This window comes from Pseudomonas sp. MIL9, from assembly GCF_016887925.1.
GTDB classification, from domain to species: Bacteria; Pseudomonadota; Gammaproteobacteria; order Pseudomonadales; family Pseudomonadaceae; genus Aquipseudomonas; species Aquipseudomonas mohnii.
The window spans coordinates 99,756-115,930 of sequence record NZ_JAFEHE010000017.1 but is presented as its reverse complement, the minus strand read 5'-3'; the positions used below and the strand labels follow the sequence as shown (position 1 = coordinate 115,930).

General features: G+C 60.6%; 16 protein-coding genes. 14 read left to right on the top strand and 2 right to left on the bottom strand.

Annotated elements, in window-relative coordinates:
- Positions 1–7: 7 nt before the first annotated feature.
- The 8 genes from JQF37_RS18810 to JQF37_RS18775 all read left to right on the top strand — a co-directional run bounded on the left by JQF37_RS18810 (position 8) and on the right by JQF37_RS18775 (position 7,037).
- Positions 8–193, top strand: coding sequence for a Trm112 family protein (locus tag JQF37_RS18810; RefSeq protein WP_003179363.1), 186 nt, complete (start codon positions 8–10; stop codon positions 191–193).
- On the top strand, positions 190–954 hold the full coding sequence (kdsB, locus tag JQF37_RS18805) for a 3-deoxy-manno-octulosonate cytidylyltransferase (RefSeq protein ID WP_103406454.1): 765 nt from the start codon (positions 190–192) through the stop codon (positions 952–954). The genes JQF37_RS18810 and kdsB overlap by 4 nt, the downstream gene beginning before the upstream one ends.
- Positions 954–1,418 carry a low molecular weight protein-tyrosine-phosphatase gene (locus JQF37_RS18800; protein ID WP_130206748.1) on the top strand — a complete coding sequence of 155 codons (465 nt, stop codon included), beginning with the start codon at positions 954–956 and terminating at the stop codon, positions 1,416–1,418. Before kdsB ends, JQF37_RS18800 begins: the two co-directional genes overlap by 1 nt.
- A complete protein-coding gene (gene murB, locus JQF37_RS18795) occupies positions 1,415–2,434 on the top strand; it encodes a UDP-N-acetylmuramate dehydrogenase (protein WP_130206750.1) in 1,020 nt (339 codons plus the stop codon). The genes JQF37_RS18800 and murB overlap by 4 nt, the downstream gene beginning before the upstream one ends.
- A 244-nt stretch (positions 2,435–2,678) precedes the next feature.
- Positions 2,679–3,149, top strand: a complete 471-nt coding sequence (locus JQF37_RS18790; protein WP_090467760.1) for a (2Fe-2S)-binding protein — start codon at positions 2,679–2,681, stop codon at positions 3,147–3,149.
- Complete coding sequence (locus JQF37_RS18785; RefSeq protein ID WP_130206752.1) at positions 3,146–5,467, top strand: xanthine dehydrogenase family protein molybdopterin-binding subunit; 2,322 nt, start codon at positions 3,146–3,148, stop codon at positions 5,465–5,467. Before JQF37_RS18790 ends, JQF37_RS18785 begins: the two co-directional genes overlap by 4 nt.
- Positions 5,467–6,450, top strand: coding sequence for an XdhC family protein (locus JQF37_RS18780; protein WP_130206754.1), 984 nt, complete (start codon positions 5,467–5,469; stop codon positions 6,448–6,450). Before JQF37_RS18785 ends, JQF37_RS18780 begins: the two co-directional genes overlap by 1 nt.
- The gene (locus JQF37_RS18775; protein WP_130206756.1) at positions 6,447–7,037 is read left to right on the top strand and encodes a nucleotidyltransferase family protein; all 591 of its coding nucleotides are present in this window, start codon (positions 6,447–6,449) and stop codon (positions 7,035–7,037) included. Before JQF37_RS18780 ends, JQF37_RS18775 begins: the two co-directional genes overlap by 4 nt.
- Positions 7,038–7,146: 109 nt before the next feature.
- Here JQF37_RS18775 and rne read toward each other — a convergent pair whose 3' ends face one another.
- Positions 7,147–10,341: a ribonuclease E gene (gene rne, locus JQF37_RS18770; protein ID WP_130206758.1), complete on the bottom strand. Its 3,195-nt coding sequence runs from the start codon at positions 10,339–10,341 to the stop codon at positions 7,147–7,149.
- A 700-nt stretch (positions 10,342–11,041) separates the two neighbouring features.
- Between rne and rluC the strand changes: the two genes are divergently transcribed.
- From rluC to JQF37_RS18755, 3 genes are read left to right on the top strand one after another with little or no spacing between them, the layout of a single operon-like run.
- Positions 11,042–12,004, top strand: coding sequence for a 23S rRNA pseudouridine(955/2504/2580) synthase RluC (gene rluC / locus JQF37_RS18765; protein WP_130206760.1), 963 nt, complete (start codon positions 11,042–11,044; stop codon positions 12,002–12,004).
- Positions 11,991–12,653 (top strand): HAD-IA family hydrolase, encoded by a 663-nt coding sequence (locus JQF37_RS18760; RefSeq protein WP_130206762.1) that lies wholly within the window; start codon positions 11,991–11,993, stop codon positions 12,651–12,653. Before rluC ends, JQF37_RS18760 begins: the two co-directional genes overlap by 14 nt.
- A 24-nt stretch (positions 12,654–12,677) precedes the next feature.
- Positions 12,678–13,667, top strand: coding sequence for a S49 family peptidase (locus tag JQF37_RS18755; RefSeq protein WP_130206764.1), 990 nt, complete (start codon positions 12,678–12,680; stop codon positions 13,665–13,667).
- Between the two features lie 49 nt (positions 13,668–13,716).
- On the opposite strand, the gene JQF37_RS18750 is transcribed toward JQF37_RS18755, so the two are convergent.
- Positions 13,717–14,295: a nucleoside triphosphate pyrophosphatase gene (locus JQF37_RS18750; RefSeq protein ID WP_130206766.1), complete on the bottom strand. Its 579-nt coding sequence runs from the start codon at positions 14,293–14,295 to the stop codon at positions 13,717–13,719.
- A gap of 105 nt (positions 14,296–14,400) precedes the next feature.
- Between JQF37_RS18750 and JQF37_RS18745 the strand changes: the two genes are divergently transcribed.
- The 3 genes from JQF37_RS18745 to plsX are packed head-to-tail and all read left to right on the top strand — an operon-like array spanning position 14,401 to position 16,139.
- Complete coding sequence (locus tag JQF37_RS18745; protein WP_007942001.1) at positions 14,401–14,928, top strand: YceD family protein; 528 nt, start codon at positions 14,401–14,403, stop codon at positions 14,926–14,928.
- A gap of 13 nt (positions 14,929–14,941) precedes the next feature.
- Positions 14,942–15,124, top strand: coding sequence for a 50S ribosomal protein L32 (gene rpmF, locus JQF37_RS18740; RefSeq protein ID WP_003179396.1), 183 nt, complete (start codon positions 14,942–14,944; stop codon positions 15,122–15,124).
- A 4-nt stretch (positions 15,125–15,128) separates the two neighbouring features.
- Complete coding sequence (plsX, locus tag JQF37_RS18735; protein ID WP_130206767.1) at positions 15,129–16,139, top strand: phosphate acyltransferase PlsX; 1,011 nt, start codon at positions 15,129–15,131, stop codon at positions 16,137–16,139.
- Positions 16,140–16,175 lie beyond the last annotated feature (36 nt).

The window sequence follows — 16,175 nt, the reverse complement described above, 5'->3', positions numbered from 1 at the left end:
AATGCTCATGGACACCAAATTGCTCGACATCCTCGCCTGCCCGGTCTGCAAAGGCCCACTCAAGCTCAGCGCCGACAAGACCGAGCTGATCAGCAAGGGCGCCGGCCTGGCTTATCCGATCCGCGACGGTATCCCGGTGATGCTCGAATCCGAAGCTCGCACCCTCACGACCGATGAGCGTCTGGACAAATGACCGCAGCCTTTACCGTTGTCATTCCTTCGCGATACGCCTCTACGCGCCTGCCGGGCAAGCCGCTGCTGCTGATCGCCGGCAAGCCGATGATTCAACACGTTTGGGAACAGGCCAGCAAAAGCAGCGCCCAGCGTGTGGTGGTTGCCACGGATGACGCCCGTATTGTCGAGGCTTGCCAGGGTTTTGGCGCTGAGGTGGTGCTGACTCGCGAAGACCACAACTCCGGTACCGATCGTCTGGCGGAAGTCGCGGCGAAACTGGGCCTTGCGCCCGATGCCATCGTTGTCAACGTCCAGGGCGATGAGCCGTTGATCCCGCCGAGCGTGATCGATCAGGTCGCCGCCAATCTGGCTATCCACACCGAAGCGCGCATGGCCACCCTGGCCGAGCCCATCGACGATGTTGAAACCCTGTTCAATCCCAACGTGGTCAAGGTTGTCAGTGATCTCAATGGCCTGGCCCTGACCTTCAGTCGCGCCACGTTACCGTGGGCACGGGATGCTTTCGCCAAGAGCCGCGAGCAATTGCCGCAAGGCGTGCCTTACCGCCGCCACATCGGTATTTATGCGTACCGTGCCGGTTTCCTGCATGACTTTGTCAGCTGGGGCCCATGCTGGCTGGAAAACACCGAGAGCCTGGAACAACTGCGTGCGCTGTGGCACGGCGTACGGATTCACGTTGCCGATGCGCTGATCGCACCGCCGGCCGGCGTCGATACCATTGAAGACCTTGAGCGCGTTCGTCGCCTGCTGGAGGCCTGATGCGTGTTTTGTTTGTATGCCTGGGCAACATCTGCCGTTCACCCACGGCCGAAGGCGTGCTGCGGCATAAATTGCGTGAGGCGGGGCTGGCCGACCAGATAGAAGTCGCCTCCGCCGGCACCGGTGAATGGCACGTCGGCCAGGCGCCGGACAAGCGCAGCCAGGCGGCTGCCAAGCTGCGAGGTTATGATTTGTCCGCCCAGCGCGCCCAACAAGTGACCCGTGCCGATTTCTCCACCTACGACCTGATCCTGGCGATGGATAAAAGCAATCTGCGCGATCTCGAGTCCATGCAACCGGTCAAGGGTAAAGCAGAGCTGGATCTGTTCCTGCGTCGCTATCAGTCGGGCATCGATGAAGTGCCGGATCCCTATCACGACAGTGACCAGGGCTTCGAGCGGGTGCTGGATTTGATCGAGCGTGCCAGTGATCTGCTGGTGATCGAATTGAAGGGACGGTTATGAGTCTGCAGGTGCGGCAACAGGTTTCGCTCAAACCGTACAACAGCTTTGGCGTGGATGTTCAGGCCCGTCTGTTTGCCGAGGCCCATAGCGACGCCGACGTGCGTGACGCTCTGGCTTATGCCCGGGACCATGACGTGCCCTTGCTGGTCATCGGTGGTGGCAGCAACTTGCTGTTGACGGCGGACGTGTCGTCGCTGGTGCTGCGCATGGCCACTCGCGGGGTTCGTGTGCTGAGCGACGATGGCCGCACAGTCGTGCTTGAAGCCGAGGCTGGCGAGCCCTGGCATCCGTTCGTGCAGCACACACTGGCGCAGGGGTTGTCCGGTCTGGAAAACCTGAGCCTGATTCCCGGCACCGTGGGCGCGGCACCGATGCAGAACATCGGTGCTTATGGCGTCGAGATCAAGGACGTGTTTGCCGGCCTGACGGCACTCGATCGCCACAGCGGTGAACTGCGCGACTTCAGCCTGGAAGAATGCAACTTCGCTTACCGCGACAGCGTCTTCAAGCAGCAACCGGGGCGCTGGTTGATCCTTCGGGTACGTTTCACGCTTGACCGCACCGCGCATCTGCATCTGGATTACGGCCCGGTGCGTCAGCGCCTGACCGAGCAGGGCATCGATCAGCCGACCGCCACTGACGTCAGCCAGGCCATTTGCAGTATCCGCAACGAGAAGCTTCCGGACCCGGCGGTGCTCGGCAATGCTGGCAGTTTCTTCAAGAATCCGCTGGTACCGGCCGCGCTGGTAGCGCAGCTCAAGGGCGAATACCCGGATCTGGTGGCCTACGCGCAACCGGACGGTCAGATGAAGCTGGCCGCAGGCTGGCTGATCGAACGGGCAGGGTGGAAAGGGTTTCGCGAGAACGATGCCGGCGTGCATAAATTGCAGGCACTGGTGCTGGTCAACTATGGCAGTGCTACCGGACTGCAATTGCTCGACCTGGCACAGCGTATCCAGAAAGACATTTCAGAGCGTTTTCATGTCAATCTGGAAATGGAGCCCAATCAGTATTGAGGCTAAGCTTTCCAGACTGATCTCAAAGCCCTGCACAACTTCCATTGTGCAGGGCTTTTTTGTTAATGCTGGGTTAACTTAGCCACCTAACGATACCAGCATTTGCTCCATCCAAAGGCCCGGTGCAGACGTGTTCGTTCGCACAAGAGAGCCCAATAGCCTGAGTCGATCTGCGATTACCGAACCGCTTGGCTAAAGCGGCAGATTGCTCGACCCCATAACCCAATACTATGCGGGCGTGCCCATGATTACCCTGAAACTCAATGGTCAAGACCATCAACTCGACGTCACCGAGGACATGCCGCTGCTCTGGGCGATCCGCGACGTGGCCGGTTACAACGGCACCAAATTCGGCTGCGGCATGGGCCTGTGCGGTGCCTGCACCATTCACATCGAAGGCGCTCCGGCGCGCAGCTGCATCACGCCAATCGGCTCGGTAGTGGGGCAGAACGTCACCACGATCGACAATCTGCATGCCGACCCGGTCGGTCAGGTCGTGCAGCAAGCCTGGCTCGATACGGCCGTAGCCCAGTGCGGTTACTGCCAGGGCGGGCAAATCATGTCGGCTACCGCATTGCTCAAAACCAATCCGAACCCGAGCGACGAACAGATCGAAGAGGCGATGGTCGGCAACATTTGCCGCTGCGGCACCTACAACCGCATCAAGACCGCCATCCGCCAGGCATCCACTCACCTGAAGGAGGCCAAGGCATGAGCCAGTTACCGAATGATTTCGCCCTGAGCAACCTCAGTCGGCGTGGTTTCCTCAAAGGCGTGGGTGCTACCGGCGCCCTGGTGGTGGCCGCCAGTTGGGGCTGGCAAGACGCGTTCGCCGAGGAGAAGGAGAAGAAGTTCGGCGCCGATGGCATGCCCCACGGCTGGGTTGACGATCCCAAGGTTTACCTCAGCATCGCAGCCGACGGCACAGTGACAGTCGTCTGCAACCGTTCGGAAATGGGGCAGGGTGTCCGCACCAGCCTGACCATGGTCGTGGCCGACGAACTCGAAGCCGATTGGGCGCGGGTCAAAGTCAAGCAGGCACCGGGCGACGAAGTGCGTTTCGGCAACCAGGACACCGACGGTTCGCGCAGCATGCGCCACTGGTACGAGCCAATGCGCCGCTGCGGTGCCGCCGCGCGGACCATGCTGGAGCAGGCGGCTGCCGAGCAGTGGAAAGTGCCGGTCAGTGAATGTCATGCGCAACTGCATAAAGTCATCCACAAACCTTCCGGTCGCGAGCTGGATTATGGTGTCCTGGCCGCTGCTGCCGGCGCCTTGGCCGTGCCGGCGCGTGACAGTCTGCGACTCAAGCAACTTTCGGAGTTCCGCTACATCGGCAAGGAAGGCACCAGGGCCATCGACGGCGACGACATCGTCAACGGTCGCGCGGTGTATGGCGCCGACGTGCATGTCGACGGCATGCTGTTCGCCACCATCGCCCGTCCAGCGGTTTACGGTGGCAAGGTTAAAACTTTCGATGCCAGCGCCGCGATGAAAGTCCCCGGTGTGCTCAAGGTCGTGCAAATCGAAAGCCGTCCACTGCCCTCGGAGTTCCAACCGCTGGGTGGGGTGGCGGTGGTGGCCAGTAATACCTGGGCGGCGATCAAGGGACGTGAAGCGCTGAACATCGAATGGGATGACGGCGCCAATGCCAGTTACGACTCGATCGCCTACCGCAAGGAGCTGGAAGCCGCTTCGCTCAAGCCCGGCAAAGTGGTGCGCAACACGGGCAACATCGATGAAGCCATGAGCGGCGCCAACAGCACGCTGGAAGCCTCCTACTACTTGCCGCATCTATCGCAGTCGCCGATGGAGCCAATGGTCGCCATCGCCCGCTACAAGGACGGTGTGTGCGAAGCCTGGGGCCCGAGTCAGGCGCCACAGGTCACCCGTGAGCGGATCAGCGAACGTCTCGGCCTGCCGTTCGACAATGTCACCTTCAATGTCACCTTGTTGGGTGGCGGTTTCGGCCGCAAGTCGAAGCCGGATTTCATTATCGAGGCGGCGATTCTTGCCAAGGAGTTCCCTGGCAAGGCCGTGCGTGTGCAATGGACCCGCGAAGACGACATCCACTGCTCCTATTTCCATACCGTGTCCGCCGAGTACCTCAAGGCCAGCCTGAACAAGGATGGCCTGCCATCCGGCTGGTTGCATCGCACGGTCGCGCCGAGCATCACCGCATTGTTCGCGCCGGGCATGAACCACGAGGCGGCATTCGAGCTGGGCATGGGCTTTACCAACATGGCGTACGCGATTCCCAACGTGCGCCTGGAAAACCCCGAGGCGACGGTGCACACCCGCGTCGGCTGGTATCGCTCGGTGTCGAACATTCCCCACGGCTTTGCGATCCAGAGTTTCGTCGATGAACTGGCGCACAAGGCCGGACAGGACCCGCTGAAGTACCAGATCAAATTGCTCGGCCCGGACCGCAAGATCGACCCGCGCACCTTGAGTGAAGAGTGGAACTACGGTGAATCGCCGGAACGTTACCCGATCGACACCGGACGTTTGCGCACGGTGCTGGAAACTGCGGCCAAAGCCGCCGGTTGGGGGCGCGAGCTGCCGAAGGGGCGCGGCCTGGGCCTGGCGGTGCATTACAGCTTTGTCACATACGTGGCGGCGGTGATCGAAGTCGAGGTCAAAGACGATGGCACGTTGATTGTGCACAAGGCTGACATTGCCGTGGATTGCGGGCCGCAGATCAATCCCGAGCGGATTCGCGCGCAGTTCGAAGGTGCCTGCGTCATGGGCCTGGGCAACGCGGTCTTGGGTGAAATCAGCTTCAAGGATGGCAAGGTCCAGCAGGACAACTTCCATATGTACGAAGTGGCGCGCATGTCCCTGGCGCCGAAGGAAGTCGCCGTGCATCTGGTCACGCCGCCGGGCAATGTCCCGTTGGGCGGCGTCGGCGAACCCGGCGTGCCGCCGATTGCGCCGGCGCTGTGTAACGCGATCTTCGCTGCCACCGGCAAGCGCATCCGCAGCCTGCCGGTTCGCTATCAGTTGCAGGACTGGCAGAAGGCTGAAGCTTGATGGACAGCGCTGATCTGAATGTCCTGCGCAGTGTCCTGGAGTGGCGCCGTGCCGGTCAGCGGGTGGTGTTGTACAGCGTGGTCCAGACCTGGGGCACCGCGCCCCGGGCGCCTGGTGCCATGCTGGCCTTGCGCGAAGATGGCGTGGTGATCGGTTCGGTTTCGGGTGGTTGTGTGGAGGACGACCTGATTGCCCGGTTGCACGATGGTCGGATTCCGGCCGACGGGCCGCCGGTGCAATTGATCACCTACGGCGTGACCCGCGAAGAGGCGGCACGTTTTGGCTTACCGTGCGGCGGCACGTTGCGATTGACCGAGGAGCGCGTCGGCGATCCCGCGTGGGTCGCTGAACTGCTGGCGCGTTGCGAAGCCCATGAAATCGTGGCGCGTTGCCTTGATATCGCAACCGGTGAAGTGGTTGTGCAGCCGGCCGGCAAAACGGATGTACTGGCGTTTGACGAGCAGACCTTGCGCGCCATCTACGGCCCCCGCTGGCGCTTGTTGTTGATAGGCGCAGGGCAATTGTCACGCTACGTTGCCGAAATGGCGCGGCTGCTGGATTTCGAAGTGCTGATTTGCGATCCGCGTACCGAGTTCGTCTATGGCTGGGAAGAGCAGCATGGCCGTTTCGTCTCCGGCATGCCCGATGAGGCGGTGCTGAGTATCCAGACCGACGAGCGCACGGCCATCGTTGCCCTGACCCACGACCCGCGCCTGGATGACATGGCCCTGCTGACGGCTCTCGATTCCAGGGCGTTTTACGTCGGCGCGCTGGGTTCACGGATTAACAGCCAGAAGCGCCGGGACAATCTGGCTCAACTGGGCTTGTCGCAACAGGCCATTGATCGGCTGCACGGCCCGATCGGTTTGCATATCGGCAGTCATAGCCCGGCGGAAATCGCCTTGTCGCTGATGGCTGAAATCGTGGCCATTAAAAATGGCGTGGAGCTGAAACAGAAGAAGCCGCTACAGGAGCGCGTATGAGCGAGTCCATCGGCGTCATTGTGCTGGCAGCGGGGCAGGGCAGCCGGTTTCGTCAGTTCGCCGGTGGCGACAAGGACAAGTTGCTGGCCGATTGCACCGGCCGCGATGGTGCGGTTCGTTCGGTGATCGAACACGTGCTGGTGAATCTGCCGGCCAATGGGGGCAAGCGCGTCCTGGTGACCACCGCTGATCGACCCCAAGTGATTCGCATGGCCCAGGCCTATGGCTGCGAAATTGTATTGATCGAGTCCATCGGCATGGGCGACAGCATTGCTGCGGGAGTTTCTGCCTGTGCGCAACTCGATGGCTGGTTGATGATGTTGGGTGACATGCCGTTCATCCTGCCGTCCAGCATTGAAAAAGTCCTGGCGGGCATCAGCCACGACAGCGTCAGCGTGCCGGTGCAGAACGGAGAGTATGGGCATCCGGTCGGGTTCGGACGTGATTTCGCGGCGGGATTGATGGCGCTATCGGGAGATCGTGGCGCCAAGCCGCTATTCGCCAAGGGGCGTGTGGTTGAGGTGGCTGTGGGGGATCCCGGGGTGTTATGGGATGTGGATGTGCCGGAGAAGTTGGTCTTCAAGTAATCGCTGATCCCTGTGGGAACTCGCGCCCACAGGGAATCGGTGTGATTGTTCTGGATATGAAAAAGCCCCGCCTGGGTTACCAGGCGGGGCTTTTCATTAGCCGATGGAATCAGGCGAGAGGTTTAGGCTCGTGTTCTTTTTCCAGGGCTTGTTCGTGTTGCTCAACCGCTTCCTGAACGGAGCGAGGTGCTTCGTGGATTGCGGATTGAGCTGGCTCGACAGCAACTTCTGCAGTCGGGGCAGGTGCTGCCTCGGCCACTTCAGCAACAACTGCTTCAGCCTGAGCAGCAGCGGCAGCCAATTCGGCTTCCTTCTGCAGGCGCTCTTCTTCACGCTTGCGACGACGCACTTCACGCGGGTCGTTCGGTGCGCGGCCGCTAGGCGTCAGGGCGCTGGCCGGAGCGGCAGCCACCACTGGTGCAGGCTCTTCGACAACTACCGGCGCTTCCACGACAGGAGCAGGCTCGGCTGCTGCGACGACCGGCTCGGAGGTCACTGCATCGGCGACCGGAGCTTCAGCGGCCGGAGCTTCAACGACTGGCGCTGGAGTTTCGGTTACGGCTGGCTCGGCAACCCAGTTGAACGCGGTTTGCTCTTCGCGAACTTCACGAACGGCTTCGGTCACGGTTTCAGTGGCGGTTTCGACAACCGGTTCTGCAACCACGACAGGCGCTTCAACCACAGGCTCCGCTTGTGGTGCTTGTGCCACTTCGACTTCCGGCGATGCGCTAGCTTCGACCGGAGTAGTCGCTTCAACGACTGGCGCTTCGACTGGAGCGGTTTCCAGGGTGGCGGCAGTGGCGCGTTCGGCTTGCTCGTTGGCCTGTGCTTCGGCCGGGGCGCTGATCACGGTGCTGGCAACGGCTGCGGTAACAGCCAGGCCGGCGGCCAGGTCAGCGGTGCTTGGTGCTTCATTGCTTTCGCCGGATTCGGATTCTTCCGAACCTTCGATCACATTGCCGTTGGCATCGCGTTGACGCTCGCGACGGTTGCTGCGACGACGCTGGCCACGGGAACGGCGGCGTGGGCGATCGCCTTCGGCGCCGTCCTGACCTTCTTCCTGCAGTTGCTCTTCGTTGGTGGTCAGCTCTTCTTCAGCGACGGCAGCGGCTTGCTCGGCACGGGGTTGACGTTCTTCACGCGGTGGGCGTGGAGCGCGTTCTTCGCGTGGCGGGCGGGCCGGGCGCTCTTCAGCGGTCGCCGCCGCAGCCGGAGCAGCAGCCGGAGCAGCATCCAGAGGCTCACGCAGTTCACGAACGCGCTCTTCGCGGTCGCCACGTGGCTTGCGGTCTTCACGCGGTGCGCGAGGGGCACGTTCTTCTCGTGGAGCACGCGGTGCGCGTTCTTCACGTGCTACGGCTGGTGTCTCTTCACGGGCTTCGCGTGGTTGACGCTCTTCGCGTGGCTCACGTGGTGCGCGCTCTTCACGCGGTGCACGTTCTTCGCGCGGCTTGCGTTCTTCATCGCGGCGACCGTTACGGTTGCGGCTCTGCTGGCGACCGTTGCGACGTTGTTCTTCATTGCTGCGAGCCGGACGCTCGGTGGCAGCCGGTTTCTCGACCACGGCCGGGGCAGCAGGCTCTTCCTTGGAGGCGAACAGGCTGACCAGCGATTTCACCAGGCCCTTGAACAGGCTTGGCTCTGGAGCAGCGACGGGAGCGGCAACCGGAGCGGCAACGACTTCGGTCGGAACCGGAGCGTTGGCACGGGCTGGCGCAGTCTTGACCGCCGCTTCCTGGCGAACCAGGGTGCGGGTGGCCGCAGCTGGCTGGACTTCTTCCACTTCGGCAGCGGCAGCAGCGATTTCGTAGCTGGACTGGTTGATCGCGGCTTCAGGGCTGTCATCACGCAGACGCTGTACTTCGAAGTGCGGCGTTTCGAGATGATCGTTCGGCAGAATCACGATGCGGGCACGGGTGCGCAGTTCGATCTTGGTGATCGAGTTGCGTTTTTCGTTGAGCAGGAACGCGGCGACCGGGATAGGCACCTGGGCGCGAACTTCGGCGGTGCGGTCTTTCAGTGCTTCTTCTTCGATCAGGCGCAGGATCGCCAGCGACAGCGATTCAACATCACGGATGATGCCGGTACCGTTGCAGCGCGGGCAGACGATGCCGCTGCTCTCGCCCAGGGAAGGACGCAGGCGCTGACGGGACATTTCCAGCAGGCCGAAGCGCGAGATGCGACCGACTTGCACGCGAGCGCGGTCGGCTTCCAGGCATTCGCGGACTTTCTCTTCCACGGCACGCTGGTTCTTGGCAGGGGTCATGTCGATGAAGTCGATGACGATCAGGCCGCCAATGTCGCGCAGGCGCAACTGACGGGCGATTTCTTCGGCGGCTTCAAGGTTGGTCTGCAGGGCGGTTTCTTCGATGTCGCTGCCTTTGGTGGCGCGCGCCGAGTTGATGTCGATGGACACCAGGGCTTCGGTCGGATCGATAACGATGGAGCCGCCGGAAGGCAGTTCGACCACGCGCTGGAACGCGGTCTCGATCTGGCTTTCGATCTGGAAGCGGTTGAACAGCGGAACGCTGTCTTCGTACAGCTTGATCTTGCTGGCGTACTGCGGCATCACCTGACGGATGAAGGTCAGGGCTTCGTCCTGGGCTTCGACGCTGTCGATCAGCACTTCGCCGATGTCCTGGCGCAGGTAATCGCGGATGGCGCGGATGATCACGTTGCTTTCCTGATAGATCAGGAAAGGCGCGGAGCGATCCAGCGAGGCTTCTTTGATGGCGGTCCAGAGTTGCAGCAGGTAGTCGAGGTCCCACTGCATTTCTTCACTGCTGCGGCCCAGGCCGGCAGTGCGCACGATCAGACCCATGTCGGCCGGGGCAACCAGGCCGTTCAGGGCTTCACGCAGTTCATTGCGCTCTTCGCCTTCGATGCGACGGGAGATGCCGCCGGCACGCGGGTTGTTCGGCATCAGTACCAGGTAACGGCCGGCCAGGCTGATAAACGTGGTCAGGGCGGCGCCCTTGTTGCCACGTTCTTCTTTTTCGACCTGAACGATGACTTCCTGGCCTTCGCTCAGGACGTCCTTGATGTTGACGCGGCCTTCAGGGGCTTTCTTGAAGTATTCGCGGGAGATTTCTTTGAGTGGCAGGAAGCCGTGGCGCTCGGAGCCGAAATCGACAAAGGCAGCCTCAAGGCTTGGTTCGATGCGAGTAATCCGGCCTTTATAGATGTTGGCCTTCTTCTGCTCGCGTGCACCGGATTCGATGTCCAGGTCGTAGAGGCGCTGGCCATCTACCAGTGCAACACGCAACTCTTCGGGTTGAGTTGCGTTAATCAGCATTCTTTTCATGTAGTACCGTCGGTTTCCGGGCTGCCGGAAACGGCGTTCGGCACACACGACTTCTCACGGTCGGTGTCAGGTGCGTCAGGAGTGGTTGGACACTCCAGTGTCTAGCGAACCCCGACCAATTGGGCCGGCGTCGCGACGTACGCGTCCTGCTTGCTGTGGCTACTTAAGCACTCAGTCAGGAGGAGGAATCAACCAGCGGCTGTGGACGAGATGAAGCGTCTTGATAAAGCCTATTGCTACACAGTCCAGCGGTTGTGCATCTCCACCCTACACGTATCCCTGATAATTCGGGTGCTGCCGCGCGCAGAATCCGCAGCGGGTTGGCATTTACCGTGAGCTCCGATAGGGGAGGTCACGCATCATGGCTAATTTAGGCGTTGTTTCCGAAGCGTTCGCTCGGGGTCATTCGCAGCTGACTGCACTTTGTGAACTGGCCATGAATATTGGCTCGCAAGACGAGTGAAAACTCTGCTTTGCGGTTTGATTCAGGCCTCATGTCACCTGCGCTTGTTACAACTGCAAACTCCACCGTTACGTAGCGAAAGCCCCGTAGGACGGCCTCGCGTCCTGGTGAATTGCGTTGGTCAGGGTCGGTTTTTGACCGTTGGTCCGCTGTCCAGGCCGCTTTTGGCGGCGTTCGCGACTATAGCAGCAATGATTAAGTGCTTCAATTCCATAAAAAATTGTTATCATCCGCGGCATGACGACTACAGCCCCCTCGACCCCAGGCGTACAACTGCTTGAGGTCTCGCCGGAATATGCCGGCCAACGTATTGATAACTTCCTTCTCGCTCGGCTCAAAGGCGTGCCCAAGACCCTGATTTACCGCATTTTGCGCAAGGGCGAAGTGCGGGTGAACAAGGGGCGGATCAAGCCCGAATACAAGCTGCAGGCGGGCGATATCGTGCGCGTGCCGCCGGTTCGCGTGCCTGAACGCGACGAGCCGGTGCCGCTGGCCCAGGGCCTGCTGCAGCGACTCGAAGCCTCGATTGTCTATGAAGACAAGGCGCTGATCGTGATCAACAAGCCTGCTGGCATCGCTGTTCACGGCGGTAGTGGCTTGAATTACGGCGTCATCGAAGCCTTTCGTCAGTTGCGCCCCGACTGCAAGGAGCTGGAACTGGTCCACCGTCTTGACCGTGACACTTCCGGGCTGCTGATGATCGCCAAGAAGCGCAGCATGTTGCGTCACCTGCACGCCGCATTGCGCGGTGATGGTGTCGATAAGCGCTACATGGCGCTGGTTCGCGGCAACTGGGCGAGCTCGATCAAGCAAGTCCGTGCGGCGCTTGGCAAGAGCAATCTGCGCTCCGGCGAGCGCATGGTCGAGGTCGACGAGGAGGAGGGCAAGGAGTCTGTGACCGTGTTCAAGGTCCTGCGTCGCTTTGGCGACTTTGCCACCCTGATCGAAGCCAAGCCGATCACCGGCCGCACTCACCAGATCCGCGTCCACACGTTGCACGCCGGGCACTGCATTGCCGGCGACACCAAGTACGGCGATGACGATTTCAGTAAGGAAATTCGCGACCTGGGCGGCAAGCGCCTGTTCCTGCACGCCTACATGCTGACTGTGCCGCTGCCCGACGGCGGTGAACTCAAGTTGCAGGCGCCGGTCGATGAAATGTGGGCCAAGACCGTGGAGCGATTGAGTGCGCCCATCTGATTACAAGCTGCTGATTTTCGATTGGGATGGCACGCTCGCCGATTCCATTGGTCGGATTGTCGAAGCGATGCATGTGGCATCGGAGCGAACCGGTTTCCCGTTGCGTGATGATTTCGCCGTCAAGGGCATCATCGGGCTTGGTCTGCCGGAAGCGATCCGCACCTTGTACCCCGAAATCGGCGATGCCGAGCTGATAGCCTTTCGTCAGCATTATGCGGATCACTACATCGCGTCGGAGGCGGTACCTTCGCCGTTGTTCGAGGGGGTCGTTGAGTCGCTCGAGGCGTTTCGTGCCGAGGGCTATCATCTGGCTGTGGCGACCGGCAAGGCCCGTCGCGGGCTGGATCGGGTGTTGAAATCCCATGGCTGGGAAGATTATTTCGACATCACCCGTGCGGCTGACGAGACCGCCAGCAAGCCGCATCCGCTGATGCTTGAGCAGATCCTGGCTCATTGCAATGTGGCTCCCGCGCAGGCACTGATGGTCGGCGACTCGTCGTTCGATCTGCAGATGGCGCGCAATGCCGGGATGGATTCGGTGGCGGTCGGCTACGGTGCTCAATCGATCGAAGCGCTGAAGCTGTTCGGGCCGCGCCTGGCGGTCGATCGCTTTTCAGAATTGCATGCCTGGCTGAGTCAGCGGGCTTAATACGTTGTTGCTGGGGTAGATGGCATGACCGACGAATGGAAAGCGCCCGCCAAGTCGAGCGCAGAGAGCGGTGACGAGAAAAGCTGGAAGCTGCTGGAAAAGACGCTGCTGGCCGGCGTGCAGGAACAGCGTCGGTCTCGTCGCTGGGGGATTTTCTTCAAGCTGCTGACGTTTGTGTACCTGTTCGGCGCGCTGGCCTTGTTCACGCCGCTGATGGACATGGAAAAGGCCGCCACCCGCAGCGCCCATTACACGGCGTTGATCGACGTGACGGGCATGATCGCCGACAAGGAGCCGGCCAGCGCCGACAATATCGTTGGAAGCCTGCGAGCGGCCTTCGAGGACGATAAGGTCAAGGGCGTAATCCTGCGTATCAACAGTCCGGGTGGCAGTCCGGTGCAGTCAGGTTACGTCTATGACGAGATTCGCCGCCTGCGTGGCCTGCATCCGGATATCAAGCTCTATGCGGTGATTTCGGATCTGGGGGCTTCCGGCGCGTATTACATTGCCAGTGCGGCCGATCAGATCTACGCCGACAAGGCGAGCCTGGTGGGTTCCATCGGCGTCACGGCGGCCGGTTACGGCTTTGTCGGTACCATGGAGAAGCTGGGGGTCGAGCGTCGCACCTACACTTCTGGCGAACACAAGTCGTTCCTTGATCCGTTCCAGCCGCAAAAACCGGAAGAGACGGCGTTTTGGCAGGGTGTGCTCGATACCACCCACAATCAGTTCATCAACAGCGTCAAGCAGGGGCGGGGTGATCGCCTGAAGGACAAAGAGCATCCGGAGCTGTTCTCCGGCCTGGTCTGGTCTGGCGAGCAGGCGCTGCCGCTGGGGCTGATCGATGGCCTGGGTAATGCCAGTTCGGTTGCCCGGGATGTGATCGGCGAAAAAGAGCTGGTGGATTTCACGGTTCAGGAGTCGCCGTTCGATCGCTTCTCGAAAAAGCTCGGCGCCAGCGTGGCTGAGCATTTGGCGATGTGGATGGGTTTCAATGGTCCATCGCTGCGTTGATCTTTTGGATGCTCAAAATAACCGGCCTGTGTGGCCGGTTTTTTGTGGCTCAGGGAATTTGCACGCCTTCAGTCAGCAGCATGTCGACAAGGCGGATCAGCGGTAGTCCGATCAGGCTGGTGGCGTCCGGGCCTTCGGTGTTTTGGAACAGGCTCACGCCCAGGCCTTCGGCCTTGAAGCTGCCAGCGCAGTCGTAGGGTTGTTCGGCGCGCAGATAGCGCTCGATGCGCGCGCTGTCGAGTGTGCGCATGTGCACGGTGAACGGTATGCAGTCGACCTGGCAGCGACCGGTCTGGCTATTGAGCAGTGCCAGGCCCGTCAGGAAGGTCACGCTGGCACCACTGGCGGCCAGCAGTTGTTCGCGGGCCTTTTCGAAGGTGTGGGGCTTGCCGATGATGCTGTCCCCCAGCACGGCAACCTGGTCGGAGCCAATGATCAGGTGAGCGCTGTGGTGGTCGGTCAATGCGCGGGCTTTTTCCTCGGCGAGGCGCTTGACCAGATCAACGGCGGTCTCGCCCGGGCGATGGCTTTCGTCGATATCTGGCGAGCTACAGGTAAACGGCAGTTGTAGGCGGGCCAGCAATTCCCGGCGATAGACCGAGCTGGAAGCGAGTAATAAAGGCAGCATGGGCAACTCCAAAAGGCAGACGGGAATTCTAGCGAGCCTTCCAAGTGACGGACAGGGCTGAATTTCCTTTGACATGGGCGGGGGCATCCCTATAATGCTGCGCCTATGTTGAATGACCCGATTCCACCTCACGTTGACCCGCGCAAATTGGCTGACCGTGGCACCACCCTTCAAGGTGAAATGCTGCTGGCCGATTTGGAGAGACTCTGCGACCCGCTTTCCGACAATGTCGGTACGGTGCAGGCTAAATTCGTTTTTGAACGAGATGAACGTAAATCTGTGGTCATCCACAGCTTTATCGACACTGAAGTCAAAATGGTTTGCCAGCGTTGTCTTGAGCTGGTCACCCTGCCGATCCATAGCGAATGCAGTTATGCTGTGGTGAAGGAGGGTGCGAATACCCAGTCGTTGCCGAAAGGTTATGACGTGCTGGAACTGGGCGAAGATCCATTGGATCTGCAGTCACTGATCGAGGAGGAGCTTCTGCTCGCCTTGCCCATTGTGCCTGCTCATCATCCGGAAGAATGCCAGCAGCCGGCGGGAGCAGATGAGCCCGAACCGAGCGAGGACGAGGTAACGCGGTCCAACCCGTTCAGTGTATTGGCGCAGTTAAAGCGTGACCCAAACGTTTAGGAGTTAATCAATTATGGCTGTTCAGCAGAACAAAAAATCCCGCTCTGCCCGTGACATGCGCCGTTCGCACGACGCTCTCGAGGCTAGCACTCTGTCTGTAGAAAAAACCACTGGTGAAGTTCACCTGCGTCACCACGTATCGCCAGAAGGCGTATACCGTGGCCGTAAAGTGATCGACAAGGGCGCTGACGAGTAATCACTTGTCCGCTCAAGTCATCGCGATTGACGCAATGGGCGGGGACTTCGGTCCCCGCAGCATTGTCCAGGCCAGCCTTGCTTGTCTGTCTGCTACACCCTCGCTACACCTGACCCTCGTCGGTCAAACCTCCCTCCTTGAAGAATTGATCGCTGGCCATTCGGCTGTGGATCGCGCTCGCCTGTCGATTACACCTGCGTCCGAATTCATCACCATGGATGAAAAACCGGCCCAGGCCCTGCGCGGCAAGCCTGATTCCTCGATGCGCGTGGCGCTTGAGTTGCTGCGTGACGGCAAGGTCCAGGCCTGTGTCAGTGCCGGCAACACCGGTGCACTGATGGCGTTGTCGCGGTTTGTGCTCAAGACCTTGCCTGGTATTGATCGGCCCGCCATGATCGCGGCGATTCCGACGCAGAAAGGGTACTGTCAGTTGCTCGACCTGGGTGCGAATGTCGATTGCAGTGCCGAGCACTTGTTGCAGTTCGCGGTGATGGGGTCTGTCGCGGCAGAAACCCTCGGTATTGTTCGTCCGCGTGTAGCGCTGCTGAATATCGGCACTGAAGACATCAAGGGCAACCAGCAGGTCAAGCTGGCGGCAACGTTGTTGCAGAATGCCCGTGGCATCAATTACATCGGTTTTGTAGAGGGTGACGGCTTATACCGTGGCGAGGCGGATGTCGTGGTGTGTGACGGCTTTGTCGGCAATATCCTGCTCAAATCCAGCGAAGGCCTGGCCACCATGATTGCCGGGCGCATCGAGGCATTGTTCAAGAAAACCCTGATGTCGCGAATGGTCGGTGCATTGGCGCTGCCGTTGATGAAGCGTCTGCAGGCGGATCTGGCTCCGGCGCGGCATAATGGCGCAAGCTTTTTGGGGTTGCAGGGGATTGTGGTGAAAAGTCACGGTTCAGCCGGGGTACAGGGCTTTCAGAGTGCCATTCAGCGTGCACTGATCGAGATTCAGGAAAACCTGCCCGAGCGACTTCACGGTCGTCTTGCGGATTTGTTGCTTTAGGCGTTTTCGTCGGACAATGCTTAAATGTGACCGCTC

Bases quoted from the DNA above. Each gene is read 5' to 3' on its own strand.
- JQF37_RS18745 (WP_007942001.1), top strand. From the start codon at position 14,401: ATGTTGAATGACCCGATTCCACCTCACGTTGACCCGCGCAAATTGGCT.
- rluC (WP_130206760.1), top strand. From the start codon at position 11,042: ATGACGACTACAGCCCCCTCGACCCCAGGCGTACAACTGCTTGAGGTC.
- JQF37_RS18785 (WP_130206752.1), top strand. From the start codon at position 3,146: ATGAGCCAGTTACCGAATGATTTCGCCCTGAGCAACCTCAGTCGGCGT.
- murB (WP_130206750.1), top strand. From the start codon at position 1,415: ATGAGTCTGCAGGTGCGGCAACAGGTTTCGCTCAAACCGTACAACAGC.
- JQF37_RS18810 (WP_003179363.1), top strand. From the start codon at position 8: ATGGACACCAAATTGCTCGACATCCTCGCCTGCCCGGTCTGCAAAGGC.
- JQF37_RS18780 (WP_130206754.1), top strand. From the start codon at position 5,467: ATGGACAGCGCTGATCTGAATGTCCTGCGCAGTGTCCTGGAGTGGCGC.
- kdsB (WP_103406454.1), top strand. From the start codon at position 190: ATGACCGCAGCCTTTACCGTTGTCATTCCTTCGCGATACGCCTCTACG.
- JQF37_RS18775 (WP_130206756.1), top strand. From the start codon at position 6,447: ATGAGCGAGTCCATCGGCGTCATTGTGCTGGCAGCGGGGCAGGGCAGC.
- rpmF (WP_003179396.1), top strand. From the start codon at position 14,942: ATGGCTGTTCAGCAGAACAAAAAATCCCGCTCTGCCCGTGACATGCGC.
- JQF37_RS18790 (WP_090467760.1), top strand. From the start codon at position 2,679: ATGATTACCCTGAAACTCAATGGTCAAGACCATCAACTCGACGTCACC.
- rne (WP_130206758.1), bottom strand. From the start codon at position 10,341: ATGAAAAGAATGCTGATTAACGCAACTCAACCCGAAGAGTTGCGTGTT.
- JQF37_RS18800 (WP_130206748.1), top strand. From the start codon at position 954: ATGCGTGTTTTGTTTGTATGCCTGGGCAACATCTGCCGTTCACCCACG.
- JQF37_RS18755 (WP_130206764.1), top strand. From the start codon at position 12,678: ATGACCGACGAATGGAAAGCGCCCGCCAAGTCGAGCGCAGAGAGCGGT.
- JQF37_RS18750 (WP_130206766.1), bottom strand. From the start codon at position 14,295: ATGCTGCCTTTATTACTCGCTTCCAGCTCGGTCTATCGCCGGGAATTG.